Origin of the sequence: Rhodococcus rhodochrous, from assembly GCF_900187265.1 — a bacterium.
Taxonomy (GTDB): domain Bacteria; phylum Actinomycetota; class Actinomycetes; order Mycobacteriales; family Mycobacteriaceae; genus Rhodococcus; species Rhodococcus rhodochrous.
In genome coordinates this window covers 4102534-4127269 of the sequence record NZ_LT906450.1, presented here as the reverse complement: position 1 = coordinate 4127269, position 24736 = coordinate 4102534, and the positions used below count along the sequence as shown (strand labels likewise).

General features: G+C 70.0%; 20 protein-coding genes. 17 read left to right on the top strand and 3 right to left on the bottom strand.

The window, feature by feature from the left end:
- Positions 1–152: 152 nt before the first annotated feature.
- The 7 genes from CKW34_RS18910 to CKW34_RS18880 are packed head-to-tail and all read left to right on the top strand — an operon-like array spanning position 153 to position 8396.
- Positions 153–1814, top strand: coding sequence for an ABC transporter substrate-binding protein (locus tag CKW34_RS18910; RefSeq protein WP_059384322.1), 1662 nt, complete (start codon positions 153–155; stop codon positions 1812–1814).
- The gene (locus tag CKW34_RS18905) at positions 1807–2673 is read left to right on the top strand and encodes an ABC transporter permease (protein WP_197700677.1); all 867 of its coding nucleotides are present in this window, start codon (positions 1807–1809) and stop codon (positions 2671–2673) included. Before CKW34_RS18910 ends, CKW34_RS18905 begins: the two co-directional genes overlap by 8 nt.
- Entirely contained in the window at positions 2670–3797 is a 1128-nt protein-coding gene (locus CKW34_RS18900) for an ABC transporter permease (protein WP_080968411.1), read from the top strand. Before CKW34_RS18905 ends, CKW34_RS18900 begins: the two co-directional genes overlap by 4 nt.
- Positions 3794–4798: an ABC transporter ATP-binding protein gene (locus CKW34_RS18895; protein WP_059384320.1), complete on the top strand. Its 1005-nt coding sequence runs from the start codon at positions 3794–3796 to the stop codon at positions 4796–4798. The genes CKW34_RS18900 and CKW34_RS18895 overlap by 4 nt, the downstream gene beginning before the upstream one ends.
- Complete coding sequence (locus tag CKW34_RS18890; protein WP_059384319.1) at positions 4791–5786, top strand: ABC transporter ATP-binding protein; 996 nt, start codon at positions 4791–4793, stop codon at positions 5784–5786. Before CKW34_RS18895 ends, CKW34_RS18890 begins: the two co-directional genes overlap by 8 nt.
- A 1-nt stretch (position 5787) precedes the next feature.
- Positions 5788–7383 (top strand): amidohydrolase, encoded by a 1596-nt coding sequence (locus CKW34_RS18885; protein ID WP_059384318.1) that lies wholly within the window; start codon positions 5788–5790, stop codon positions 7381–7383.
- Between the two features lie 56 nt (positions 7384–7439).
- Entirely contained in the window at positions 7440–8396 is a 957-nt protein-coding gene (locus CKW34_RS18880; RefSeq protein ID WP_370670876.1) for a PDR/VanB family oxidoreductase, read from the top strand.
- Between the two features lie 29 nt (positions 8397–8425).
- On the opposite strand, the gene CKW34_RS24805 is transcribed toward CKW34_RS18880, so the two are convergent.
- The gene (locus CKW34_RS24805) at positions 8426–8869 is read right to left on the bottom strand and encodes a hypothetical protein (RefSeq protein WP_059384317.1); all 444 of its coding nucleotides are present in this window, start codon (positions 8867–8869) and stop codon (positions 8426–8428) included.
- Positions 8870–8956: 87 nt separating this feature from the next.
- Here CKW34_RS24805 and CKW34_RS18870 point away from each other — a divergent pair, with 87 nt between their 5' ends.
- The 5 genes from CKW34_RS18870 (at position 8957) to CKW34_RS18850 (ending at position 15420) form a co-directional block, all read left to right on the top strand.
- Entirely contained in the window at positions 8957–10303 is a 1347-nt protein-coding gene (locus CKW34_RS18870; protein WP_059384316.1) for a Rieske 2Fe-2S domain-containing protein, read from the top strand.
- The gene (locus CKW34_RS18865) at positions 10296–11816 is read left to right on the top strand and encodes a glutamine synthetase family protein (RefSeq protein ID WP_080968410.1); all 1521 of its coding nucleotides are present in this window, start codon (positions 10296–10298) and stop codon (positions 11814–11816) included. The genes CKW34_RS18870 and CKW34_RS18865 overlap by 8 nt, the downstream gene beginning before the upstream one ends.
- Positions 11817–11900: 84 nt before the next feature.
- Positions 11901–12536 (top strand): cyclase family protein, encoded by a 636-nt coding sequence (locus CKW34_RS18860; RefSeq protein ID WP_197700676.1) that lies wholly within the window; start codon positions 11901–11903, stop codon positions 12534–12536.
- Positions 12533–14065, top strand: coding sequence for a gamma-glutamyltransferase (locus CKW34_RS18855; RefSeq protein ID WP_059384315.1), 1533 nt, complete (start codon positions 12533–12535; stop codon positions 14063–14065). Before CKW34_RS18860 ends, CKW34_RS18855 begins: the two co-directional genes overlap by 4 nt.
- On the top strand, positions 14062–15420 hold the full coding sequence (locus CKW34_RS18850) for an FAD-dependent oxidoreductase (RefSeq protein WP_059384314.1): 1359 nt from the start codon (positions 14062–14064) through the stop codon (positions 15418–15420). Before CKW34_RS18855 ends, CKW34_RS18850 begins: the two co-directional genes overlap by 4 nt.
- 4 nt (positions 15421–15424) lie before the next feature.
- Here CKW34_RS18850 and CKW34_RS18845 read toward each other — a convergent pair whose 3' ends face one another.
- On the bottom strand, positions 15425–15979 hold the full coding sequence (locus tag CKW34_RS18845; RefSeq protein WP_059384313.1) for a cytidine/deoxycytidylate deaminase family protein: 555 nt from the start codon (positions 15977–15979) through the stop codon (positions 15425–15427).
- 153 nt (positions 15980–16132) lie between these two features.
- Between CKW34_RS18845 and CKW34_RS18840 the strand changes: the two genes are divergently transcribed.
- From CKW34_RS18840 to CKW34_RS18825, 4 genes are all read left to right on the top strand, one after another.
- On the top strand, positions 16133–16903 hold the full coding sequence (locus tag CKW34_RS18840) for an amidohydrolase family protein (RefSeq protein ID WP_059384312.1): 771 nt from the start codon (positions 16133–16135) through the stop codon (positions 16901–16903).
- Positions 16900–17712, top strand: a complete 813-nt coding sequence (locus CKW34_RS18835; RefSeq protein ID WP_059384311.1) for a creatininase family protein — start codon at positions 16900–16902, stop codon at positions 17710–17712. Before CKW34_RS18840 ends, CKW34_RS18835 begins: the two co-directional genes overlap by 4 nt.
- A 25-nt stretch (positions 17713–17737) precedes the next feature.
- Entirely contained in the window at positions 17738–19192 is a 1455-nt protein-coding gene (locus CKW34_RS18830; protein WP_059384310.1) for an aldehyde dehydrogenase family protein, read from the top strand.
- 160 nt (positions 19193–19352) lie between these two features.
- Positions 19353–21710 (top strand): aminotransferase class V-fold PLP-dependent enzyme, encoded by a 2358-nt coding sequence (locus CKW34_RS18825; protein ID WP_197700675.1) that lies wholly within the window; start codon positions 19353–19355, stop codon positions 21708–21710.
- A gap of 74 nt (positions 21711–21784) precedes the next feature.
- Here the strand turns inward: CKW34_RS18825 and CKW34_RS18820 are convergent, their stop codons facing one another.
- A complete protein-coding gene (locus CKW34_RS18820) occupies positions 21785–22480 on the bottom strand; it encodes a GntR family transcriptional regulator (protein WP_059384308.1) in 696 nt (231 codons plus the stop codon).
- A 248-nt stretch (positions 22481–22728) separates the two neighbouring features.
- Here CKW34_RS18820 and CKW34_RS18815 point away from each other — a divergent pair, with 248 nt between their 5' ends.
- Entirely contained in the window at positions 22729–24681 is a 1953-nt protein-coding gene (locus tag CKW34_RS18815; RefSeq protein WP_059384307.1) for a primary-amine oxidase, read from the top strand.
- Positions 24682–24736: the final 55 nt, after the last annotated feature.

Sequence of the window (24736 nt, the reverse complement as noted above, 5' to 3'; positions counted from 1 at the left end):
GCCTCGTGCCGTCTCGGCACCTGTCGTCGTCGGGCTCCTGGACGAGGTCGTTCACACCATCTCGAAACATGAACGTAGCAATCGGTTACATAGATTGCATACGTGGCCTTATAGATTGGATCCAATAACTGGACCAATGGATGAGGAAAACCATGGTGGATTCGACGAAACGGACTGCGGAGACCCCGTCCTTCTCTCGGCGTTCGCTCCTGCGTGGTGTGGGCGTGCTCGGACTCGGCCTCGGTGTCACGACCCTCGCGGCCGCGTGCGGCACCGCCCAGCCGAACGGTGACGGCTCCGGGTCGGGCTCGGGCGGTTCGGGTGGAACCCTGACCATCGGCATCGACGGCACCAGCGCCATCCACGATCCCGCCTTCTACACCACCCTCGGGGACTGGATGGTCGTCGACTGCGTCTGCCGCGGCCTGACCTTCATCGACTTCGAGACCAACGAGCCGCAGCCCGATCTCGCCGAGTCCTGGACCGTCAGCGAGGACGGCCGCACCTACACCTTCACCCTGCGGCAGGGCGTCACCTTCCACGACGGCAGCACGCTCACCGCGAACGACGTCGTACGCTCGCTCAGCCGCCAGTTCGACAAGAACGACCCCACCCTGCCCACCGGCTCGTCACGGCCGCTCAAGTCCATCGGCAACAACTTCGAGTCCATCCGGGCCGTCGACGACTCCACCGTCGAGCTCGTCCTGCAGACCCCGGACGGCACCGTGCTGTCCAAGCTGTCCGACATCGGCGGCCGCATCATGCCCGCCGCCGCCATCGAGCAGTACGGCCAGGACATCGGCAAGAACCTCATCGGCACGGGACCCTACAAGCTCGTGTCCTCCACCTCGGGTCAGAACGTCGTGCTCGAGGCGTTCGACGACTACTACGAGGGCGCCCCCGCCACCCGCCGTCTCGTGCTGCAGCAGATCCAGGACCCCTCGACGATCATCTCCTCGCTGATCTCCGGCGACATCTCGGCGACCGCGCTGACCCCGCACTCGTCGCTCGGCCAGCTGCGCGGCAACGACAAGGTCATCGTCTACGAACCCGCACCGTCCTTCGACGCCTTCGTCATCATGGACGTGCGGCAGCCGGCGCTCGCCGAGCTCGAGGTGCGCAAGGCCATCAACCTCGCCATCGACCGCAAGGCCATCCTCGAACAGGTCTTCTTCGGCGTCGGTGCGCTGCCGGAGGGCTACCTGCTCCCGCCGTCCGTGGAGGGCTACGACACCTCTCTCGCCGGCATCGGCACGAGCGACCCGGCCGAAGCGCGCCGTCTGCTCGAATCCGTCGGCGCGACCGGCCGCCGCCTCACCCTGCTCGCCGCCTCCGATGCATGGCACCCCCGCGCCGCCCAGATCGTCGAGCAGAACCTGAAGGACATCGGCCTCGAGATCACCGTCGAGACCATCGACCCGGCGACCTTCTCGTCCCGCGTGTTCGACCCCACCTCGTCCGGCCACGAACTGATGATCTGGGAGCGCAACTCCTACGTCCCCGATCCCGACAACCTCGCCGGCGAGATGACCATCTCCACCGGTGTCTACGCCGGTGTGGTCGGCGGCTACAACACGCTGCCCCGCTACGCGGAGACGTTCGATCCGATGGTCAAGGAGGCCCGCGCCGTCACGAGCCCCGCGGAGCGCAAGGAGATCTACACGACGCTGCAGAAGAAGTTCGCCGACGAGATCATGGGCGTCGCGATGCTCGCGTGCGCGAGCAACCCCGTCGTCACCGGAGTCGGGGTGAGCGACCTCAACCTCGCGGCGCTCGCCAACCACCGCTGCTTCGCGGAGACCGCTCGTGTCTAGCTCCGCCCCATCGAGGAAGCGCACGGGGCGGAAGCGATCCGATCGCCGGATCGCCCGCCGTCCCGTCGCGGTGATCGCCTGGGGCACAGCGATCTTCTTCGTGCTCCTGGCGATCCTCGGGCCGATGCTCCTCGGCACCGATCCGCTCCGTCAGGACGCGTCTCCGCTGCTGCCCGTCGGATCGCCCGGACACCTGCTCGGCACCGACGATCTCGGCCGCGACCAGCTCGCCCGCCTCGTGTACGGGGCGCGGCCACTCGTCGAGGTGTCCATCCTGGCCGCGGCCCTGAGCTGCGTCATCGGTGTCGTGCTCGGCTTCGTCGCGGGATACCGCGGCGGCCGCCTCGACCAGCTGCTCATGCGGTTCACCGATCTGGGCATGGCCATGCCGTCGATCGTGCTGATCATCATCGCCGTCGCGATCGCCGGTCCCGGCGCCGGCACCCTCGTCGTCGGCGTGGGCATCGCCCTGGCGCCCGCCTTCGCGCGCCTGACCCGCACGCTCGCGCTGCGGGAGGCCTCGAAGGACTACATCCTCGCCGCCCGCGTGGGCGGATCGCGCCTGCCCCGCACACTCTTCCGTGAGATCCTGCCGAACATCGCCGGCCCGATCCTCGTCCAGTTCGTCACGACGCTGTCGATCGCCGCCGGATTCGCCGCCGGAATGTCGTATCTGGGACTGGGAATCCAGCCCCCCACACCCGACTGGGGCTACATGGTCCAGGCCGGACAGGAGTTCATCTACTCCGCCCCGCAACTGGTTCTGCTGCCGGCGCTGCTGACGGTGCTGTTCGTGGCCGCCTGCAGCTTCGTCGGCGACGACCTGCGCGATGCCATCGACGTCAAGGACATGCGATGACAGTGACCCGACCGGTGCCCACCGGACTCACCGCCCCGCCCGCGCTCCCGGCCGAGAAGGCCACCTGCCCGTCCCGCCGGGACCGCAGCGGGGTGGGGATCGCCGTGCTCAAGCGCATCGCGCTGGTGCCACCGATGCTGCTGGCGATCACGACCTTCGTGTTCCTCGCGATGCGCCTGATACCGGGTTCGCCGGCATCCTCGCTCGCCACCAACGGAACCCAGGGCCTGACCACCGCCGAGATCGAGGCCAATACCGCGCTGATCAACGAACAGCTCGGTCTGGACCGGCCGCTGTGGCAGCAGTACGTCGACTTCCTGCGCTCGTTCGTCACCTTCGACCTCGGCTCGTCGTACTACGGCGGCAACGACGTCGCGAACCTGCTGTGGACCGCGCTGCCCGCGACCCTCGAACTGGCCGTGGCCGCGATGTTCCTCGCGGTCCTCATCGGGGTGACGGGAGGCATCGTCGCCGCCCTGACGAAGGACACCTGGATCGACACCGGCATCCGCGCACTGTCCACCCTCACCTTCGCGCTGCCGTGGTTCGCGCTCGGCGTCGCGTCGATCTACCTGTTCGGTGTCGTGCTGGGATGGCTACCGGTGCTCGGCCGCATGCCGTCCTCCCTCGACTACACGCCGACCACCAATTTCGTCCTGCTCGACGCGATTCTGCAGAACCGTCCCGATCTCGTGATGCCCTGGACGAAGCATCTCGTCCTGCCCGCGACGACGCTGGCGATCTCCATGGCCGGCTTCTTCACCCGCATGGCCCGGACCGCGGTGCTCGACGTCCGCGGCGAGGACTTCATCCGCACCGCCCGGATGAAGGGCGCCTCCGAGTCCCGCATCGTCTTCCGGCACCTGCTGCCCAACGCGTCGTTGCCGATCGTCACCGCTCTCGGAATCCAGTTCGGATCGCTCATCGGCGGCGCCGTCATCACCGAATCGGTGTTCTCGTATCCCGGCATCGGAAACCTGCTGGTGTCGTCGGTGATCCAGCGGGACTACCTCGTCGTCCAGGGTGCGGTCCTCGCGATCGCGACGGTGTTCATCCTCGTCAACCTCGTCGTGGATCTGATCCAGATCGCGATCGATCCCCGCCTGCGGAAGGGAATGTCGTGACGACCAAGACGGATCCTGTCCTGTCCCTGCGCAACTTCTCGGTGTCCTTCCGCTCCTCGGAGGGCACGGTGCCGGCGGTCGCCGACGTCGACCTCGACCTGTATCCCGGTGAGCTGCTCGCCCTCGTCGGCGAATCCGGCTCGGGCAAGTCCGCTCTCACGATGGGCATGATCGGCCTCAACCGTGGTCCGGGCACCACCGTGGGTGGACGGGCGACCTTCGGCGACACCGACCTCGTCACCGCCACCGAGAATGACCTGCGTTCCATCCGCGGCTCCGAGATCGCGGTGGTCTTCCAGGACTCGCTGTCGGCGCTGAACCCCATCCAGAAGGTCGGTGTCCAGATCGTCGAGATGCTCCGGCTGCACAGCAGAACGGGACGCCGGGAGGCGCAGGCCCGCGCCGTGGAACTGCTCGACGCCGTCGGCATCGTGGACCCCGAGGGCGCCTACCGGTCCTATCCCCACGAGTTCTCCGGTGGCATGCGCCAGCGTGTGATGATCGCGATGGCCCTCGCCAACGATCCCCGCGTCCTGGTCGCCGACGAACCCACCACCGCCCTGGACGTGACGATCCAGCAGCAGGTCCTGCGGTTGATCAAGCGCCTGCAACGCGAAACCGGATCGTCGGTCATCCTCGTCACCCACGATCTCGGGGTGGTCGCCGAGGTCGCCGACCGCGTCGCCGTCATGTACGCCGGGCGGATCGTCGAGATCGGCACCGTCGACGAGGTGGTCGGCAACCCCCGCCACCCCTACACCCGCGGACTGCTCGAATCCCGCACCCCCGTACACGGACCGCGTCTCGATCGGTTGCCGGCCATCGGCGGCGACCCGATCCGCGGAGCCGAACGCCCCGACGGATGCGCCTTCGCGCCGCGGTGCAGCCTGGCGACTCCGGACTGCGACCACGGGATCCCGCCCCTGCTGCCCGCCGACTCGTCCCCGGGGCACCTCGATGCGTGCCTGACGAACCGAGTGAAGGTACCTGCCCATGTTTGAGACCGCCACGCGGCACGAGCCGTACGCCGAACCCCCACAGCGCGCACCGCTGATCGAGGTCGAGAACCTGACCGTGCGATACGGCCGCGCCCGATCGGGTGCCCCGGTCGCGCTCGACGAGGTCTCGCTCGAGATCCTCGAAGGTGAGGTGCTCGGCGTCGTCGGCGAATCCGGCAGCGGCAAGTCCACTCTCGGCAAGGCCCTGCTCGGACTCGCTCCGGTGGTGGGCGGGACGATCACCTACCGGGGCAGGAGGATCGAGTCGCTCTCGCCGCCGCGGATGCGGGAGTTCCACCGCGAGATGCAGATGATCTTCCAGGACCCCTTCGGCTCGCTCAATCCGCGGATGACCGTCCGCGAGATCGTCGCCGCACCCCTGCGCAACTTCGGCATCATGGAACGCGACCGTATCGACGGCTACGTCGAGGAACTGCTCGGGCAGGTCGGCATCTCCGAGGCATTGCTCGACCGCTATCCCGCGCAGTTCTCGGGCGGGCAACGCCAGCGCGTCGGGATCGCCCGGGCGCTGGCCGTGAGCCCGCGCTTCGTCGTCGCCGACGAACCGGTCTCCGCGCTCGACGTGTCGATCCAGGCCCAGGTCGTGAACCTGCTCGTGGACCTGCAGAAGGAACGCAACCTGACGATGATGTTCGTCTCGCACGACATGGGCGTCGTGCGGCACATCGCCGACCGGGTGTGCGTGGTCTACCTCGGCCGGATCGTCGAGATCGCGCCCGCCGACGAGTTCTTCGACGAACCCCTGCACCCCTACAGCCGCACGCTGCTCGACGCCGTCCCCGGCACCTCCGGGGCCGCCGGGGACCCCGACCGGGACGTACCCTCGATTCCCCGCACGGCCACCGGATGCCGGTTCGCGGACATCTGTCCCGTCGTGGATCCGATGTGCCGGGAGGTGGCGCCGTCGCTGACGGAACGGAAGGACGGCCGCGCGGTGCGCTGCCACTTCCCGGACTCGCTGAGCGCCTGACATGGCCACCCGAGCACCCCGGGAGGGGTTCGATCCGACGTCCTCGCTCGTCGTGTGCGGGGACGTCCGGCCGGTCGCGGGCACCGGCACCGCCGAGGCGGTGTGCATCGTCGACGGGACGGTGACGGCGGTCGGTTCGATCGCCGAGGTGACCGCGGTTGCGCCGGAAGGAATCCGCACGGTGCACCACGACGGGGTGGTGGCACCGGCCTTCGTCGACTCCCACGTCCACGTCATGTGGCTCGGGCGTGCCGCCGGCCGACTGCGGCTCGACGACTGCACGTCGATCCCGCAGGCGCTCGACCGTATCCGTGCCGCCGCATCCGACCTGCCCCGGTCCTCCTGGCTGCTCGGCAGCGCCGGATTCGACGAGACGTCCTTCGAGGAGCGGCGTCTGCCCACACTCGCCGAACTCGACGAGGCGGCCGGCGGGCGGCCGATGCTGCTCGACCGGCGGGGTCACGACGGACTCGCCAGCTCGGCCGCGCTGCGCAGCGCCGGAATCCGGGACGACTCGCCGGATCCGGTGGGCGGGCGCTTCGGCCGCGACGCCGACGGGCACCTCACCGGCGAACTCGTCGAACACGGTGCCGTGGCCGTCGTCTCCGCGGTCGTGCCGGCTCCGACGGAGGCGCAGCGGCGCGGATGGATCCGCACCGGCCTGGATGAACTCGTCCGCGTCGGCGTCACCTGCGCGGCCGACCCCGCGCTGGGGATCGACGAACTCGCCGCCTACCGGGACCTGTACGTGAGCGAGGACCCGCCCGTCCGCCTCGTCGTGTTCCCCCACGCCCTCGACGGCAGCGACCCCGAACAGTTCCGGAAGGAGGTCGAATCCGTGGGTATCTCACAGGATCCGGCCGCCCGGTTGTCGCTCGGACCCGCCAAGTTGTTCGTGGACGGTGGAGGGATGCTCGGCACCGCCCTGCGCCACGACCCGTGGCCGGGAACCGACAGCTGTGGGGTGCAGTCCACCTCGACGGAGACCCTCGAGAGCTACATCGCGTGGGCCGCGCAGCGACGCAGCGGTCTCGCCCTGCACACCGTCGGGCCGGCTGCCGTGGAATTGGTGCTCGACCTGCTCCGCCGCCCCGTCGACGCCGGGATCCTGCCGTCCTGGGCCGGGACGGGCACACATCTGATCCACGCCTATCTGGAACACCGCGTCGAGTTCGCGGCGCAGGCAGCCGAACTCGGTGTCGGGGTCGCCGCGCAACCCGCACTCGGCGATGCGGCGCTGCCGTCGATCCGCAACCGCCTCGGTGAGCCCGCCGCGGCCACGCTCGGCCGCCTCGGGAACTGGCTCGCCCACGGCGTCGTCGTCGGAGGCGGGTCGGACGCCCCCGGCCCGGAGCTGTCCCCGGCAGCGGGAATGGCTTCGGTCCTCCGCGAGATCGGGGCCGAGGCGGCCTGGAGACTGCACACCAGCGGGGCAGCCGCACTGCTGGGCACCGCCGGTGGGCACCTCGTCCCCGGCGGGCCCGGAGATCTCGTCCTGCTCGCCGACGATCCCCTCACCGCCCCCGGCGATCGGCTGACCGCACCGGATTTCGTGCGCGGCACTGTGGCGACCGGGCGGCTCACGACCATCGGATGATCCCGCGACCCCGGAGACCGCTCCGGGGTCGCACTCGTACATGGAGGTTTTCGACCGTGTCCACTGCCGCACCCGAACTGCTGATCCGCCAGATGCGCTGGGAGGCGCAGGACGTGATCTCGTTGCTGCTCGAGGATCCCGAAGGAGCGCGGCTACCGGCCTGGGAGGCGGGTGCGCACATCGATCTCGTGCTGCCCTCCGGCACCGTGCGCCAGTACAGCCTGTGCGGGGATCCCGCCGACGACCACAGCTACCGCATCGCCGTGCTCCGCGAGGCCACCGGCCGCGGCGGCTCCGCCGAGGTGCACACCCTGCGCCCGGGCATCCGGGTCGGATACCGCCCGCCCCGCAACCTCTTCCCACTGGTGGAGGCGGAGCACCACCTGCTGGTCGCGGGTGGCATCGGCATCACGCCGCTGCTGGCGATGGCGCGGATGCTCACCGCCCGGGGCGCGTCGTGGTCGTTGCTCTACGGTGGCCGGAGCCGGGCGTCGATGGCGTTCGTCGACGAGGTCCGGACGCTGGGACCGGATGTGGTCGTGGTGCCGCAGGACGAGCTCGGGCATCCCGATCTCGCCGGCGCCCTGGCCGCCGCACCCGCCGGTACCGCGGTGTACTGCTGCGGCCCCGAGCCGCTCCTGCGGGCGGCGGAGGAGGCCACCCGGGCGGCGCTGGGGGAGGAGGCCTTCCACTACGAGCGGTTCGGTGCCGCCCCCGTGGATCCGGACGTCGCTGCCGATCCCGACGAGGCCTTCGAGGTGGAGTTGCGGCGCAGCGGGGTGGTCCTGCCGGTACCCGCCGGCCGGTCGCTGCTGGACGTGGTCCGCGAGGTCGATCCGGACGTCGCGTTCTCGTGCGAGGACGGCTTCTGCGGCTCGTGCGAGACGAAGGTTCTGGAGGGGGTTCCCGAACATCGTGATTCGGTGCTGACGAAAGCGGAGCGCGAATCCGGGACGACGATGATGATCTGTGTCGGCCGGTCGCGCACGCCGCGGCTCGTCCTGGACGTCTGACGTGCCGGCCGAGCGCGGCGTGCCCGGCGTCAGGAGTGCGCCGCGGCGGGACGTCCCAGCACCGCTTCGGGAATCGCGCGGGTGCGCACGAAGACCGCGGTGACGGTGACGGCGAGCTCGACCAGTGCCAGCCCGGTCGCCGCGGTCATGAGCAGATCGAGGGAGCCGGTGCCGGAGAGGTCGACGGCGGCGTGTGCGGCGGTGTGGTCGTGGTGGGGCAGGGGGATGTGCAGGGCCAGCATGAGCGTCGTCGTCACGGCCGCGGTGGCGAAGGTGGCCGGGCTCGGTGCGCGCCAGAGGTGCCGGCAGCAGGTGAGGCAGGCGGCGGCCATGACGGCGAGCAGCGCGGTGGTGGGGGAGGCGGTGTGGTGGAACGCCGCCGTCACGAGATGCGTCGTCGCGGTGGCGCCCGCGAGGACGGCGGCGAGCCTGCCGAGATGGTCGGGGCGTGCCGGGGGACAGGGTGCGGTCACGTGCGGCTCCGTTCTCGATTTGCGCGTGGATGACAATCTGGCAATATTGGATCCAATTCAATAGTAATCGGATACGAGGTGTCGAGCATGCTGAAGCACGAAGACAACGAACGGCTGACCCGCACCGGACCGGGGACCCCGCTGGGCAAGATGATGCGCGCCTACTGGCAGCCCGCGGCCCTGGTCTCGGAGATGCCCGAGGATCGCCCCGTCAAGGCCGTCCGGCTCATGGGGGAGGACCTTGTGCTGTTCGAGCGGCCCGGCGGCGGCTGGGGTCTGGTGAGCCGGTTCTGCGCCCACCGTGGCGTCGACCTGTCCTTCGGGCGGCTCGAGGACGGCGGCCTGCGCTGCCTGTACCACGGCTGGCTCTACGGCGCCGACGGCCAGTGCCTCGAACAACCCGCCGAACCCGAGCACAGCCGCTTCGCCGAGCGCGTCCGCATCGCCAGCTATCCCTGCGAGGAACGCAACGGCATCATCTTCGCCTATCTCGGTGCCGGCGACCCGCCGCCGTTCCCCGCCTACGACTGCTTCACCGCCCCCGACGAGTACACCTTCGCGTTCAAGGGACTGTGGGAGTGCAACTGGCTGCAGGGACTCGAGGGCGGTATCGACCCCAGTCACGTCTCCTTCCTGCACCGCTTCGTCGGTGAGGACCCGCGCGAGGTCTACGGGCAGCAGTTCAGTGAGGAGGTCGACGGGACCGGCAAGAAGCTGTCCGAGCTCGTGGGCGAGAGCTTCCGCCCCGACATCGAGGTCGAGCAGACCGAGTACGGCCTGCGGGTCTTCGCGCTGCGGGACCTGACCGAGGAGGTCAAGCACGTCCGCATCACGAACCTGGTGTTCCCCAACGCCTTCGTCGTGCCGTTCGGCAACAACAAGGTCTTCATCCAGTGGCACGTCCCCGTCGATGACGAGAACCACTACTGGTACATGATCTTCTACGATTTCCAGGACGAGACCGACAAGGAGAGGCTGCTCGCGCAGCGCCTCGAGGGCGTCACCCTCCCGGACTACCGTCCCATCCGGAACCGTTCCAACAACTGGGGATTCGACCCGGCCGAGCAGCGCGACCTCACCTACACCGGTATGGGTCTCGACATCAACGTCCACGATCAGTGGGCCGTCGAGTCGATGGGACCGATCCAGGACCGCACCCAGGAACGCCTCGGTATCTCCGACCGCGCCGTCACCGCCAACCGCCGTATGCTGCTGCGCGCCCTCGAAGCGTTCGAGGCCGGCAACTCCGTTCCCGGCCTGCCCGTCGACGAGGCGACCGCTGCCGCGCTGCGGGGACCGCTCGCCGTCGACACGATCGCGCCCGCCGACGATTGGGAACTGCACTGGCGCAAGCGGGAGGCTCAGCGGCGCAACGCCTCTCCGTGGGCGTCGGAGTCCTCCTCGGACGACGCACAGGACCTGGCCGATGCGTAGCATCGACGAGCGCCCGATCTCCGAGGGCGGTGACGGCTCGAGCGCCCGCCCGCTGCTCGCGTCCGAACGCGGCGGATTCGTCGACGCCCACGGGCTGTGGACCGAGGAACACTACGCCGCCGCCGCGCAGATGCGCCGCGTCATCGACGAACTCGGCATCGAGATGGTGCGCTTCTCGTTCGTCGACCAGCACGGGGTGCTGCGCGGTAAGACCATGACCCGCGACGCCGTCCCCGGCGCCATGCGCTCCGGGGTGACCGCACCGTCGTCCCTGCTGCTCAAGGACACCTCGGGGCGTTCGGCGTTCTCGGTGTTCTCCTCCGACACCGGCGTCGGGGTCGCCGGCTTCTCCGGCGCAGGTGACATCGTGCTCGTGCCCGACCCGACGACCTTCCGGGTCCTGCCCTGGGCGGCCCGCACCGGATGGCTGCTGTGCCAGGTGCACTTCCCCGACGGCCGGCCGGTGCCGCTGTGCCCGCGCACCGTCCTGCGCAACCAGCTCGCCCGCCTGGCCGAGCACGACCTGGAGATGATCACCGGCGCGGAACTCGAGTTCCATGTCTTCCGCGCCACCGAGGACGAACTCACCGCCGACCGCATCGGTACCCCCGGCGCCCCCGGCCGGGCGGCCACCGTCGCACCGGTGAGCACCGGCTCGCAGCTGCTGCACGAGGAGGGTCTCGACTCGCTCGACCATCTCGTACAGGCGCTGCACGACGGTCTGACCCGGGCGGACCTGCCGCTGCGCTCGATCGAACTCGAATTCGGCCCGAGCCAGCTCGAGATCACGCTCGCACCGGGATCCGCCCTGCAGACCGCGGACAACGTCGTCCTCACCCGAGCCGCGATCCGGCAGATCTGCCGCCGCCACGGCTACCATGCCACCTTCATGTCCCGGCCGGCCGGCACACAGACCGCCTCCACCGGATGGCACCTGCACCAGTCGCTGCGTCGGATCTCCACGGGCGCACCGGTCTTCACCTCAGAGGGTTTCGGAACGCTCTCGGCCGAGGGCATGCACTATCTCGCCGGCCTGCTCGCCCACGCATCCGCCGCCACCGCCTTCGCCACCCCGACCGTCAACGGCTACAAGCGGTACATGCCGTTCTCCCTCGCCCCCGACGCGGTGGTGTGGGGCATCGACAACAAGGGCGCGATGGTCCGCGTGGTCGGCTCCCCGGGCGACCCGAACACCCGGCTCGAGAACCGGTCGGGTGAGCCCGCCGCCAACCCCTATCTCTACATCGGGGCGCAGGTGGCGAGCGGTCTCGACGGCATCGTCCGCGAACTCGATCCGGGGATGCCGACCGAGAACCCCTACGAACCGGGCGCACCGCGCCTGCCGCGTTCGCTGGGGGAGGCACTCGACGCCCTCGAGGCCGACGAACAGCTCACCGCCGCCTTCGGACCCGACTTCGTCGGCTGGTACCTCTCGCTCAAACGTTCCGAGTTCGCGCGCTATCTCGCGCATGTCTCGGACTGGGAACAGCGCGAGTACTTCGGCCTGCTCTGAGCCGCACCACCTCACCGCCGACGCCGTCGTCCCGATGCGCCCGCTACGCTCGGTCCCGCGGGGGACCCGACAGAAAGAGACACCGTGCAAATCTTCGACATCTCCCTCCCCATCCACCCGCAGATGCTGCACTGGGGCCGCAAGCCCGAGATCACCACCGTCGAATCCATCGCCGCCGGCGACGCCTCGAACGTCACCCGCTGGCTGATCGGTTCGCACACCGGCACCCACGTCGACGCCCCCCTGCATTTCAAGGACGGCGAACTGCCCGTCGACCGGATCGACATGGACGTGCTCGTCGGCCCCGCGGTCGTGCTGGACCTGACCGGCACGACGGGACAGATCGGCGCCGCCGAACTCGAGGCCGCCGGGATCGGCGACGCCACCCGCGTCATCCTCAAGACCGTCAACTCGTCCGAGTCCGGTGCGTTGCGCGCCGACGAGAAGCCCTCGCAGTGGGTCGGTCTCGCCCCCGACGGCGCGGCACTGCTGCGCGAACGCGGGGTGAAGATCATCGCGATCGACTACCTGACCCTGGAATCCCCCGAGAACACCGTCGAGTGGGACACCCACCACGAGCTCCTGCCCAACGGCGTCATCATCCTCGAAGGTCTCGACCTCGCCGCCGTCGAGGCCGGCCCCTACGAGATGGTGTGCCTGCCGCTGAAGCTGCAGGGCAGCGAAGCGGCACCGGCCCGGACCATCCTCATCCGGCGATGAGCACGTGGCGCGTCGCGGTCGCGGCACCGCACCACGAGGCGACCGCGGCGGCCCGGCAGGCCGTGCAGTCGGGCGGCAACGCCCTCGACGCGGCGCTCGCCGCCGCTGCGGTCCTCACCGTCGTCTACCCGCACCAGTGCGCCCTCGGGGGCGACCTCATCGCCGTGGTGCGCGAGCCGGACGGCTCCGTGCACGCCGTCGTCTCGGTGGGAGCCGCGGCCTCCGGGATCGACGTGGCCGCCATCCGCGCCGCCCACGACCGCATGCCCGGCCGCGGACCGCTCGCGGTGACCGTGCCCGGTGTGGTCGCGGGCTGGCGGACCCTCGAAGGTCTCGGTGCGGCCCTGCCACTGTCCTCGGCGCTGGCCGAGGCGGCCCGGATCGCTGAGGAGGGCACCGCCGTGTCCGCGGGCATGCGGCGTGCGCTGCTCGCCAACGCCGAACTGCTGCACACCGATCCGGGTTCGCGCGCGGCGTTCTTCGACGCCGACGGACAGCCCCTCGCCGAGGGCGCCCTGTGGCGGCAGCCCGCCCTGGCCCGCACCCTGCGGACCCTGGCCGACGAGCCGTCCGCCTTCTACACCGGTGATCTCGCCGCCACCCTCGTCGCCGGCCTGCAGAAGCTCGGAAGCCCGATCACCGCAGGTGATCTCGCCGTGCACCGTGCGGTGACGACCACCCCGGTCTCCCGCACGATCGACGGGGTGAGGTGGTTCACCGCGCCCGCTCCGAGCCAGGCCTCGGCGCTGCTCGCCGTCCTCGGCGACGACGCCCGCCGGTCCGCCGCCGACCTGCTCGACAGGTCGATCCGGGTCGCGCAGGCCCGCGACGCGCTGCTGGCCGACCCGCGCGTGGCCGAGGTCGACCTCGACCGGTTCTTCGCGGCCGCGGAGGGCACGGACGTCTTCGCGGCGCTCACCGGACCCGGTGTCCCGCGCCCGCAGGGCGACACCGTCGCCGTCACCGCCGTCGACGACGAGGGCCGCGCCGTGACACTCATCCAGAGCGTGTACCAGAGTTTCGGGGCCGGTCTGCTCGAACCCGAGACCGGGATCGTGCTGCACAGCCGCGGATCGGCGTTCTCCCTCGATCCCGGGCATCCCGCCTTCCTGCGTCCGGGGGCCCGGCCGCCACACACCCTCAGCCCCACCGTCGCCGTCGGCGACGATCTGGTGCTGGCCCTCGGCTGCCAGGGCGGACGGGCGCAACCGTGGATCTTGTCGCAGGTCGCCGGTGACCTCACCGACCCCGGCAGTGACGCCGTCGAGGTTCTCGGCCGGCAGCGGTGGGTGTTCGGGGCCCGCGACATCGGCGCGGACGAGCCCACCCTCGTCGTCGAACACGACGGTGTCGCCGACGATCTCGCGGAGGTCGCGGCACGCGCCGGACTGCGCAGCACGGCACGGGGCGCGCGTTGGGACGAGGCCGGCCACGTCCAGGTCTCCCGCCTCGCCGGTGGGAACCTGTCCACCGCATCCGATCCCCGCGCGGACGGGGCGGCGGAGATCGTGACAGGCCCGGTGGCGTGAGCGTCGTCGTGGTCGGCCTGGGACCGGCCGGGACGATCGCGACGTGGGCGCTGGCCCGTGCCGGGCACACGGTCACCGCGATCGACGCCGGGACGTCCGGGAGCGCGTCCCGGGCGCCTCTCGCGGCGGCTGCGCCGACGCTGCGTTCGGCGGCACACGAGGAGGCGGTGCGCGCGCCGGGCCCGCAGGCCGGCCGCGACGGGATCGGGGGATCGAAACTCCTCGCTGCGCCGCAGAGCTACCGTCTCGACCCGTGGACGCTGCGGATGCGCACGCGGGTCGAGGCGCGTCACGGCCCCGGTGTCCTACCGCCGGGCACGGACGTCCGGGACTGGCCGATCGACCCCGCCGAACTGCACGAGTGGTACGAGCGGGTCGAGCACCTCCTGCGGGTCGGTCCGCGGCCGTCGACGGAGTGGACCCGCCGTATGGCGGCGGCCGCCCGGGCCCTCGGCCTGCAGCCCTTCGAGGCTCCGGCCGCGGCGTCCCGCGACACCGGATTCCTGCTCAGGCAGGCGGTGGCCACCGGGCGGGTGACCACGATGCCGGGCACCACCGTCCTGGAGGTGCTCACCGACCGGTCGGGCGTCGCCGGTGTCCGCGTCCACCACGAGGGGCGGATCCGTACGGTTACCGCCCGGGCCGTGGTGCTCGCCGGGTCGGTGCTCGCGAACGTGCGCCTGCTGTTGCTCTCCGGGCTCGGCGGCCCGGCCGTCGGACGGTACTTCATGTCGCACAACTTCCTTCGCGTGCGCGGGCACTTCCCGGGGGTGGACCTCGACCGGGGATCGGCGGGGCCCGCGACGGCCACGGCGGTCGCCGAGTACGACGCCGACGGGATCGACTGCACCCGAGAGGGATTCGTCGGAGGATCGATCCTGCAGGCTGCGATGACCGGCCCTGCTCCGTCGCCGGATCCCCACTGGGGTGCGGTGTGGGCCCAACCCGAACAGTTGCCCCACCGGGACAACACGATCGACCTCGATCCGGTGGCGGTCGACGTGCTGGGACGCCCGGTCGCGCGGATCGCCTTCGCGTTGCACGACGACGATCGTCGCCGCGCCCGCCACCTGCAGGACGTCATGCGCGACTGGCTCGTCGCGGCCGGGGCCGTCACCACCACGGCCGAGGAGTTCGCTGCGCAACCCCTCGGTACGCACCTCTACGGCGGGGCGAGGATGGGGACCGACCCGGAGACCTCGGTGGTCGACGGCTACGGACGTGTCCACGGGGTGCCGGGCCTGGTGGTCACCGGCACGGCGACCTTCCCCACCTGCGGGGGCCGCGGCCCGGTACAGACCGTCGAGGCCCTGGCCTGGCGCAGCGCGACCGCACTCGCGGCCGGGCTGCGCTGATCCGTCACCAGGACCGAATGTTCTTGGCGGGCATCAGTTCCCGCACCCGCAGGCGCTCGGCCGATCCGTGGGCGAGCGCGGGTACCTCTCGGATGCCCCGTCCGGTCTCCGGAAGGTACACGACCTCCGGTGTACCCGGTGCCGGTGCGTCGTCCGGGAACCGGTGGACGTAGTTCCACGCCTCGGGGCAGTAGTCGAACAGGAGCTCGCGGCACACCCCGCAGGCCGAGACGATGCGTATCCCGATCCCCGGTCGGTGCAGGACCGCGAGGACGGCGTCGATCTCGTCGGCGAGCGACAGGTCCGGGGGGGTGGCGGCGAGCACCGCCCCCAGTGCCATGCCTTCCGCGCAGATCGACGTGCGACCGGCCGACCCCGCCATGTGGACACCCACGTGGATGCCGCTCGACCGGGTCCGTACGGCCGCGGCGACCTCGTGCCGGCCCGAGCGGTAGGTGCGCTGCAGGAGGGAGACCGCCGCGTCCCAGAGGCCGATGTCCTCGGGGGCGAGCCCGAACGGGGGTGGCGTGGTGGGGGCGGATCCGGAAACGCTTGTCATGCTGTCAGGTTCGCAGCGATGCGTTACATCGGCGTTAAGAATGGATTCTTTATAGCACTAATTGGATCCAATTCTGTTAGCTTCGTACTCGTGCCTCGGGCGAGCCGGATCGCCTTGCAGGCGTGCATCCACCTGACGAAGGGGAATCCCCGAATGATCATCGACGCCTACAACACCACGCAGGACGTTCGTGGCCGGTCGGACTATCTGACCGGTGTGCGGCGCGGTGAGGCACCGCCGCCCTACACGCCGTTCGACCCGCAGCGCATCCTCGACAGCATGGACGCAGCCGGCGTGGACATGGCGATGGTCTGCTCGCTCGCCCAGCGCATCGAGAACGACTTCCTCATCGACCTCGTCGCGGCCCATCCCGACCGGTTCTTCGGATTCGGCCAGGTCATGCCGCAGGACGACGATGCCGAACGCGAGATCCACCGGATCGCCGACGCCCGTCTGCCCGGTCTGAAGCTGCACCCCTCCCTGCACGGTTACATCGCCTCCGACCACGGCCTGCTGGACCCCATCTTCGAGGTGTGCCGCGAGCGCGGTCTCATCGTGCTGTTCAACTCCCTCGACGACGCGTTCTGCTCGCCGTTCGCGATCGAGGAGGTCGCGAAGTACTATCCGGAGGTGCCGACCATCGTCGCCCACATGGGTGCGGTGTGGAACGTGCCCGACGCGATCACGGTGGCCGAGCGCACCGAGAACATCTACCTGGAGACCTCCGCGACCCTGGTCTCCGACGTCAAGCGCGCCTACAACCGCCTCGGTCCCGACAAGATTCTCATGGGCACCGAATGGCCCGGCAGCGACTTCGACATCGAACGTCTCAAGATCCGCAAGGCGATCCCCGACGACGCGGATCGCGCGAAGGTCGAAGGGCTCAACATGGCCCGTCTGCTGAAGCTCGAGGTGACGGTGTGAGCCCGCGATTCGAACGCCTCTACTCGCCGGTCGTCCCAGCCGATCTCGCCGCCGAACTCGGTGGCACGGGCGAACCGGTCCAGTGGGAACGCCTCACTGCCCGCGAATGCGAAAGCCTGCTCCAGGGCGTCGATTCCGTGCTGATTCCGCTCGGTGCCACCGAGCAGCACGGACCGCATCTGGGACTGTGCGTGGACGGGGAGATCGCCCACCACGTCTGCCTCGGTGTCTCCGCGCTCACGGGTGTCCCGGTGGTGCCGCCGCTGGTGTACGGGGTGTCCGGCTCCCACGGCACCCTGCCCGGCACGCTCACGTTGCGTCCCGAGACGATGATCGCGATGCTCGAGGACATCACCGACTCCCTCTACGCGCTCGGAGTCCGTCAGTTCGTCTTCGTCAACGCCCACACGTGGAACGCCGGCCCGATGGAGGTCGCCGCCGACAAGCTCCGCGTCAAGTACGACGACGTGCGCGTGCGCTGCATCTTCTACGTCACCTGCTATCCCGGTCCGGAGGTCGACGGCCGCGTCACCTACGGACGCGGCCTGATGCACGCCAACTACTTCGAGACCTCGCTGATGTTGCACATCGACCCGGAGATCGTGCACATGGACCGGGCCGAATCGCTCGAGGACCGCGACACCTTCTGGGACTACCGCACCGACCAGGTCAGCCGGTCGGGTGTGTGGGGCCGGGACGTCGAGCAGGCCACCGAGGAGAACGGGGCCCGCGAGATGGAACGGTGCATTCGCACCACCGCGAAGGCGGTGGCCGACGCGATCGCCGAATCTTGGCCCAGCCCGCGCTGATCCACGCTTGTCAGGAGTTTCTTCGTTGACCCTCATCACCGAACCCGCCGTCTCGGCCGCCGAACCGTTCTACATCGACGGCCGGTGGATCCCCGCCGGCGACCGCGAATGCTTCGACGTCCTCGACCCCGCCACCGGGGAGGTCCTCACCCGCGCGGTATCGGCCACCGACGAGGACGTCGACGCCGCGGTCGCCGCGGCCGCCGCCGCCCACGCGGACGGACGCTGGCGCACCCTGCCGCCGCTCGAACGCGCCCGGATCCTCACCCGCATCGCCGATCTCATCGAGGAGAACCTCGAGGAACTGGCGGTGCTCGAGACCCGCGACAACGGCAAGCCCATCGAGCGGTCCCGCGCCGACACGCAGTCGAGCGCGAACACCTTCCGGCACTTCGCCGGAGCGACGACACGTCTGACGGGCACCACCGTCCCGATCGCCGGTGACCACCACGTCTACACCACCCGCGAACCCGTCGGGGTGGCCGCGCTCATCCTGCCGTGGAACTTCCCCATCATGACGGGCTGTTTCAAGCTCGCCCCCGCGCTCGCCGCCGGCTGCACCGTCGTGGTCAAGCCCGCCGAGCAGACGCCGCTGACGATGCTGCGGGTCGCGGCGCTGTGCGAGCAGGCCGGTGTCCCCGCCGGTGTGGTCAACGTCGTCACCGGCGACGGTCGCGTCGGTGCCCGGCTCGTCGAACACCCCGGGGTCGCGAAGGTGTCGTTCACCGGCTCCACCGAGGTGGGACGCGCGGTGATGGCAGCGGCGGCCCCCACCAGCAAGCGGCTCACCCTCGAACTCGGCGGCAAGAGCCCCAACATCGTCTTCGAGGACGCCGATCTCGACGCCGCCGTCTTCACCGCGATGCGCGCCTCCTTCGGGCACTCCGGTCAGATGTGCACGGCGGGAAGCCGATTGCTGGTGCAGCGTTCGATCCTCGACGAGATGCACGAGCGGCTCGCTGCGGCGGTAAGGAAGGTACCCGTGGGCAACGGCCTTGACGGTGGCATAACCGTCGGTCCCCTCGTGTCCGAGGAGCAGCGGCAGCAGGTCCTGCGCTACATCGCCATCGGCCGCGAGGAGGGCGCGCAGGTGCTCGTCGGTGGCGGGGTGCCCGATCTGCCGGGCTTCTTCGTCGAACCGACCCTGTTCGTCGGCGTCGACAACTCGATGACCATCGCGTGCGAGGAGATCTTCGGGCCGGTGGTCGGGGTCATCCCCTTCGAGGACGAGGAGGAGGCGATCGCGATCGGCAACGACACGAACTACGGTCTCGCCGCGGGTGTCTGGACGAAGGACGTCTCCCGGGCCCACCGGATGGCGGCGAGGCTGCGAGCCGGCACGGTGTGGATCAACACCTACAACGTCTTCGACCCCGCGTTGCCCTTCGGTGGGCTCGGGGACTCGGGTGTCGGCCGGGATCTCGGCGACGAGGCACTCTTCGGATTCTGCGAACCGAAGAGTGTGGTCGTGGCCTTGTAGGCGCGGTGTTCGTGCTGTCGAAACGGCATCCGTGGAACGAAAAGTGTTCCGCGGATGCCGTTTTCGTCTGTCCACGGCACGACATTAGTGGATCCAATCTGATAGTGTCGGTATACAAAGCGGACCGGGCGATCTCGCCCCTTCAATCCAGGAGTGCTTCGTGATCGACGTTGCAGACCACCGCGCGCACACGCCCGGGGCCGGCCTCTCCCACCACCTCAACGCCGCGGGCGCCGCGCTGCTCTCCTCGGGGGTGCTGTCCACGGTGCGGCAGCACCTCGAACTCGAGTCCCGCATCGGTGGGTATGAGGCCGACGCCCTCGCCCGCGGGCGTATCGACGCGGTGTACGACAGTGCGGCCCGGCTGCTCGGTGCCGACTCCACCGACATCGCGCTGGTGAACAGCGCCACCGACGGCTGGCACCGCGCCCTCGCCGCGCTGAGACTGCAGCGCGGCGACCGCGTCCTCGTCTCCCGGTCGAGCTACGTGAGCTCGGCCCTGCACCTCCTGGAACTGCGCGACAGCCTCGGCATCGAGATCGAGGTCGTCCCCAACGACGCGGCCGGCCGCATCGACCTCGACGCCCTCGCCGGCGCCCTGAAGAGGTCTGCCCGCCTCGTCACCGTCGCACACGTGCCCACCTCCTCCGGACTCGTCGAACCCGTCGCCGAGGTCGGAGCACTGTGCCGCGCAGCGGGAGTGACCTACCTGCTCGACGCGACGCAGTCCGTCGGCCAGCTGCCGGTGGACGTCGCGACGATCGGCTGCGACATCCTCGTCACCACCGGACGCAAGTTCCTGCGCGGGCCGCGCGGCACCGGCCTGCTCTACGTCTCGCCGGCCGCGCGCGAGACCCTGCGTCCCGGCTCGCCGGACGTGCGAGGAGCGCTGTGGAAGGCCGACAACTCCTACGAGCTGAAGGACTCGGCGGTGCGGTTCGAGACCTGGGAGGCCTCGCACGCACTCGAACTCGGCCTCGGTACCGCCCTCGACGAGGCGTTCGCCACCGGCATCGATGCGATCACCCGCCACATCGGCGATCTCGGGAGCCTGCTGCGTGCGAAGCTCGCCGGGGTCGCCGGTGTCACCGTCCTCGATCCGCCGGCCGCGGGTGGCGGCATCGTCACCTTCGGAGTGGACGGACGATCCGCGCTCGACGTCAAGGAACACCTGCGCCGCCGCGGGATCCGGGTCGTCGCCGTACCTGCCGCCCACGCCCAGTGGGATCTCGGCGACCGTGGGATCGACGCGGTGGTCCGCGCTTCGATGCACGTCTACAACGGTGAGGACGACCTCGACGCCCTCGTCGAGGTGCTGCAGGAACCCGAGGGAGTGGTGCGGGTGCCACTGCCCGCCACCCCGTCGCTCGCCGACCTGGCCCCGCGCCGGTCGGCGCCGGTGGAGGCAGCGGAATCGACGGACGTGGTCGTCGTCGGCGCCGGTATCCACGGCAACTCCACCGCGTGGCAGCTGGCCCGGCGCGGTGTGCGGGTGATCCAGCTCGAGCAGTTCTCCGAAGGACACGTGGAGGGCTCCTCGCACGGCCGTGCCCGGATGATCCGGCGCGCCTACCCGAATCCGATCTGGTACCCCCTCGTCGACCGTGCCTACCGGGCCTGGGCCGAACTCGAGGAGGAGGTCGCCCGCCCGCTGATCACCACGACCGGTGGCCTCTACGCCCGCGCGCTGGACGCCGAGTCCGGGCTGGACGGGCCGGACTGCGTGATGGTCGACCACGTTGAGGCGGCCCGGCGTTTCCCCGGCCTCGAACTCGGTGCCGGCTTCCGCGCGCTCTACGACCCCGCCGCAGGTGTCGTCGACGCCGCGGCCGCGATGGCCCAGCTGACCGCGATCGGCCGGCGTGCCGGAGTGGACCGCCGTGAGGGTGTCCGGGTGCTCGGCATCGATCCCGACGGCGACGGCGCCGTGGTCACCACGACCGCCGGCCGCATCCGGGCCGCCCGCGTGGTCGTCTGCGCCGGGCCGTGGATCTCGGAGCTGCTCCCGCAGTTCGCGCCCGTGCTCGACGTGGTGCGCATCGTCAACATCCACGTTGCCGGGTCCCGGCCGGAGATGCTCGCGCCGCCGAACCTCGGCCCGTTCTCCATCGAGGTGCCCGGGGTCGGCCTCATGTACGGCATCCCGTCCTACGGTGGCGACACCCTCAAGGTGGGCCTCGATCACGGTCCCGAGGACGACCTCACCACCGCGCGCAAGCCGGTGTCGCAGAGCGAGATCGACGTCCTGCACGTTCTGGTCCGCCGGTTCCTGCCCGCCGCGGACGGAGCGGTGGTGGGCTCACTGTCCTGCCGGTACACGATGGCACCGAACAATCGCTTCGCGCTCGGGCCGCTGCCGGAGACGCCGCAGATCCTCGTGGCGGCCGCGTGCTCGGGCCACGGATTCAAGTTCGGACCCGCCGTCGGAGAGGCGCTCGCGGACCTGGTGACGGGTGTGTCGCGGCCCGATCTGGATTTCCTGGAGCCGGGCCGGATGCTGGCCCCCGCCCGGGTCTGACCGGAAGACGAGCCGGCCCGGACGCCGCAGGGGCGTCCGGGCCGGCCTCCGTGTTCTCCGGTTCTCGAAGGGCGTCAGCCCTTGAAGACGGTCGAGGACCGGCGCTCGTACCAGCGTGCGAGCTGTTCGCCCGCGCTGAGGACGTGCCGGCGCATCGCCTCGCGTGCCGCCGCGTGGTCGCCGGCCTCGATGGCGGCCACGATCTGTTCGTGCTCGCGCAGGTTGTCCTCGCGGTGCCGCGAATTGTCCTGCAGCACCGTGGCGGAGACGTTCCGGGGGAAGGTCTCGTTGAGCTGGGCGATCACCCGGGAGAGCCGCTCGTTGCCGGCTGCTTCGTGGATGAGGGTGTGGAAGCGGTCGTTCGCCAGGGTGCTGGCGCCGGGCCGGCCCGGTTCGGTCGGCTCCGGGCGGGTCTCGCGCAGAACGCGGTTCGTCTCCCTCAGCTCCTCGAGAGCGTCGTCGGTGATCCGGTCGACGGCCCGCTCGCAGGCGAGGGCCTCGAGTTCGGCGCGGACCTCGTAGGCCTCCCGGACCTCCCAGGGAACCGGGACGCGCACGACCGCACCGCGATTGGGGACGACCTCGATCAGTCCTCCGGCCTGGAGCTGCCGCAGGGCCTCGCGCACCGGGGTGCGGCTGACGCCGAGGGATTTCGCGAGTTCGGCCTGCCGGAGCTGGGCGCCGATCGGGATCTCGCCGGACATGATCTTCGCTCGGATGGCCGCTGCGGTGTCGTCCACCAAAGCGTGCCCGGTACTGGTGTCGCTCATCAGTGACCTCTTCTGCAGGGCGGCGCGCCCCCCGCACCGCGTGAATCTCCGGCGTCTGCGCCGCGCATCGATCCGACGGAATCGGATCCAACTTGGATCGAATCGGATGCCAACCTACCAAACTCCTTTCCGTGTTGCCGTCGCCACATCGACGCGCCATGCGCTCGACTTTCGGATACAGTAACGAAATTATTGGATCCAAAAAATCGTCTTCGGTACCCGATACCCGTTCACAGAAGGAGCACGCCGTGAGCGCTTACGCACCCACGCAAGGCAAAGTCGCCGTCAGCAGCCACCCGCTCGATCCGCTCGCCCGTGAGGAGATCGACGCCGCCGTGGCCCTGGTGCGTGCCGACGCGCGCACCGGCGACCGGCTCCGTTTCTGGGGTGCCACGCTCGACGAGGCCCATGCCCGCGCGGTCCTCGCCGGCGCGGCACCGGCCGGCGAGCGCAAGGTCGGTCTCGTGGTCATGGACTACGGCAACAACGAAGCCTGGGAGGTCGACGTCCTCCTCGGCGAGGAGTCGCGGATCCGCGACTGGCGCGCCATCGACCCCCGTCGTCCGGGCATCACCTCCGAGGAGGCCCGCGCCGCCGCCCAGGCCTGCCGCGAAAACCCCGAGTTCCGCGCCGCCCTCGCCAAGCGTGGCATCACCGACGTCTCGCTCGTGATGGTCGACGCGGAGTCGATGGGCGGATTCGTGCCCGACGAGTACAAGGACCGCCGCGTCACCTGGGGCACCGTCTGGCACCGCGTGGACGAGGACGACAACGGCTACGCCCGCCCCGTGCAGGGGGTCGTGCCCATCATCGATATGCAGACCATGGAGGTCCTCGAGGTCGAGGACCACGGTGTCGTGCCGATCTCGGAGGAGACCGGCAACTACGACAACGGCTTGTGGGAGCCCGACCGTGAGGGTCTCGCCCCGCTCGAGGTCGTCCAGCCCGAAGGCACGAGCTTCGACGTCGAGGGATGGAAGGTCACCTGGCAGGGTTGGGAGTTCCGCCTCGGCTTCACCCACCGTGAGGGCCTCGTACTGTACGACCTCACGTTCAAGGGCCGTTCGATCCTCAAGCGTGTCGCCTGCAACGAGATGTACGTCCCGTACCTCGACTCGAACTCCACCCAGTACCGCAAGAACTTCTTCGACTGGGGTGAGTACGGTGCCGGCCCGCTGACCAACTCCCTCGCGCTCGGATGCGACTGCCTCGGTGTCATCCACTACTTCGACGCGACCGTGCTCGGCGGCGACGGGGTGGGCCGGACCATTCCGCAGGCGATCTGCATGCACGAAGAGGACGACAGCGTCCTGTGGAAGCACACCGACATGCGTCGCGACGTCGGGCAGGTGCGCCGCGCCCGCAAGCTCATCATCTCCAACTTCCAGACCGTTGCGAACTACGACTACGGCTTCTACTGGTCGCTGCACCAGGACGGCACCATCAAGCTCGCCGTCAAACTCACCGGCCTGATGTCGGCCTCCGGAATCGAGGAGGGTGAGGAGGCCCCCTACGGCCGGGTCGTCTCCAAGAACGTCCAGACCCCCAACCACCAGCACTTCTTCGGCCTGCGCCTGGACACCGCGATCGACGGACCGCTCAACCGGATCGTCGAGGAGCATGCCGAGGTCGATCCGGACCCCGAGAAAAACCCCTGGGGCAATGCGGTGCGGACCGTGCGGGTCCCGCTGCTGAACGAGAAGGACGCGGCCCAGCGCAACGACGCGTCGGTCTCGCGGCACTGGCGTATCGAGAGCGCCGAGCGCACCAACCGCTACGGCGAGCCCACCGGCTACCGGCTCCTGTTGCCCAACACCACGATCCCGTTCTCCACCCCGGACTCCGTGATGGCCCGGCGAGCACCGTTCACCCACAACCACTTGTGGGCCACCCCCTACGATCCCGCCGAGCAGTACGTCGGTGGCCAGTACCCGAACCAGGCCGAGCCCGGCGAGGACGGCGTGCAGGTGTGGCAGCAGAAGGGACGCTCGCTCGACGGTGCCGAACTGGTGCTGTGGCCGGTCATCGGCGTGATGCACTTCCCGCGTCCCGAGCAGTGGCCGATCATGCCGGTCGAGCAGATCGGTTTCATGTTCGAGCCGGACGGCTTCTTCGACCGGAACCCGGCGATGGACATCCCCGCGCCCACGCCGCACTGCTCCACCGAGTCCGGTGGCGAGTCGGCGTGCTGCGGTAGCTGACCGGATCGAACGCAGCGGCCGCGCCGTCCTTCGGGACGGCGCGGCCGAATTCGTC

Coding starts and splice junctions, on each gene's coding strand:
- CKW34_RS18910 (WP_059384322.1), top strand. CDS start 153: ATGGTGGATTCGACGAAACGGACTGCGGAGACCCCGTCCTTCTCTCGG.
- CKW34_RS18900 (WP_080968411.1), top strand. CDS start 2,670: ATGACAGTGACCCGACCGGTGCCCACCGGACTCACCGCCCCGCCCGCG.
- CKW34_RS18890 (WP_059384319.1), top strand. CDS start 4,791: ATGTTTGAGACCGCCACGCGGCACGAGCCGTACGCCGAACCCCCACAG.
- CKW34_RS18885 (WP_059384318.1), top strand. CDS start 5,788: ATGGCCACCCGAGCACCCCGGGAGGGGTTCGATCCGACGTCCTCGCTC.
- CKW34_RS18870 (WP_059384316.1), top strand. CDS start 8,957: ATGCTGAAGCACGAAGACAACGAACGGCTGACCCGCACCGGACCGGGG.
- CKW34_RS18865 (WP_080968410.1), top strand. CDS start 10,296: ATGCGTAGCATCGACGAGCGCCCGATCTCCGAGGGCGGTGACGGCTCG.
- CKW34_RS18855 (WP_059384315.1), top strand. CDS start 12,533: ATGAGCACGTGGCGCGTCGCGGTCGCGGCACCGCACCACGAGGCGACC.
- CKW34_RS18845 (WP_059384313.1), bottom strand. CDS start 15,979: ATGACAAGCGTTTCCGGATCCGCCCCCACCACGCCACCCCCGTTCGGG.
- CKW34_RS18840 (WP_059384312.1), top strand. CDS start 16,133: ATGATCATCGACGCCTACAACACCACGCAGGACGTTCGTGGCCGGTCG.
- CKW34_RS18820 (WP_059384308.1), bottom strand. CDS start 22,480: ATGAGCGACACCAGTACCGGGCACGCTTTGGTGGACGACACCGCAGCG.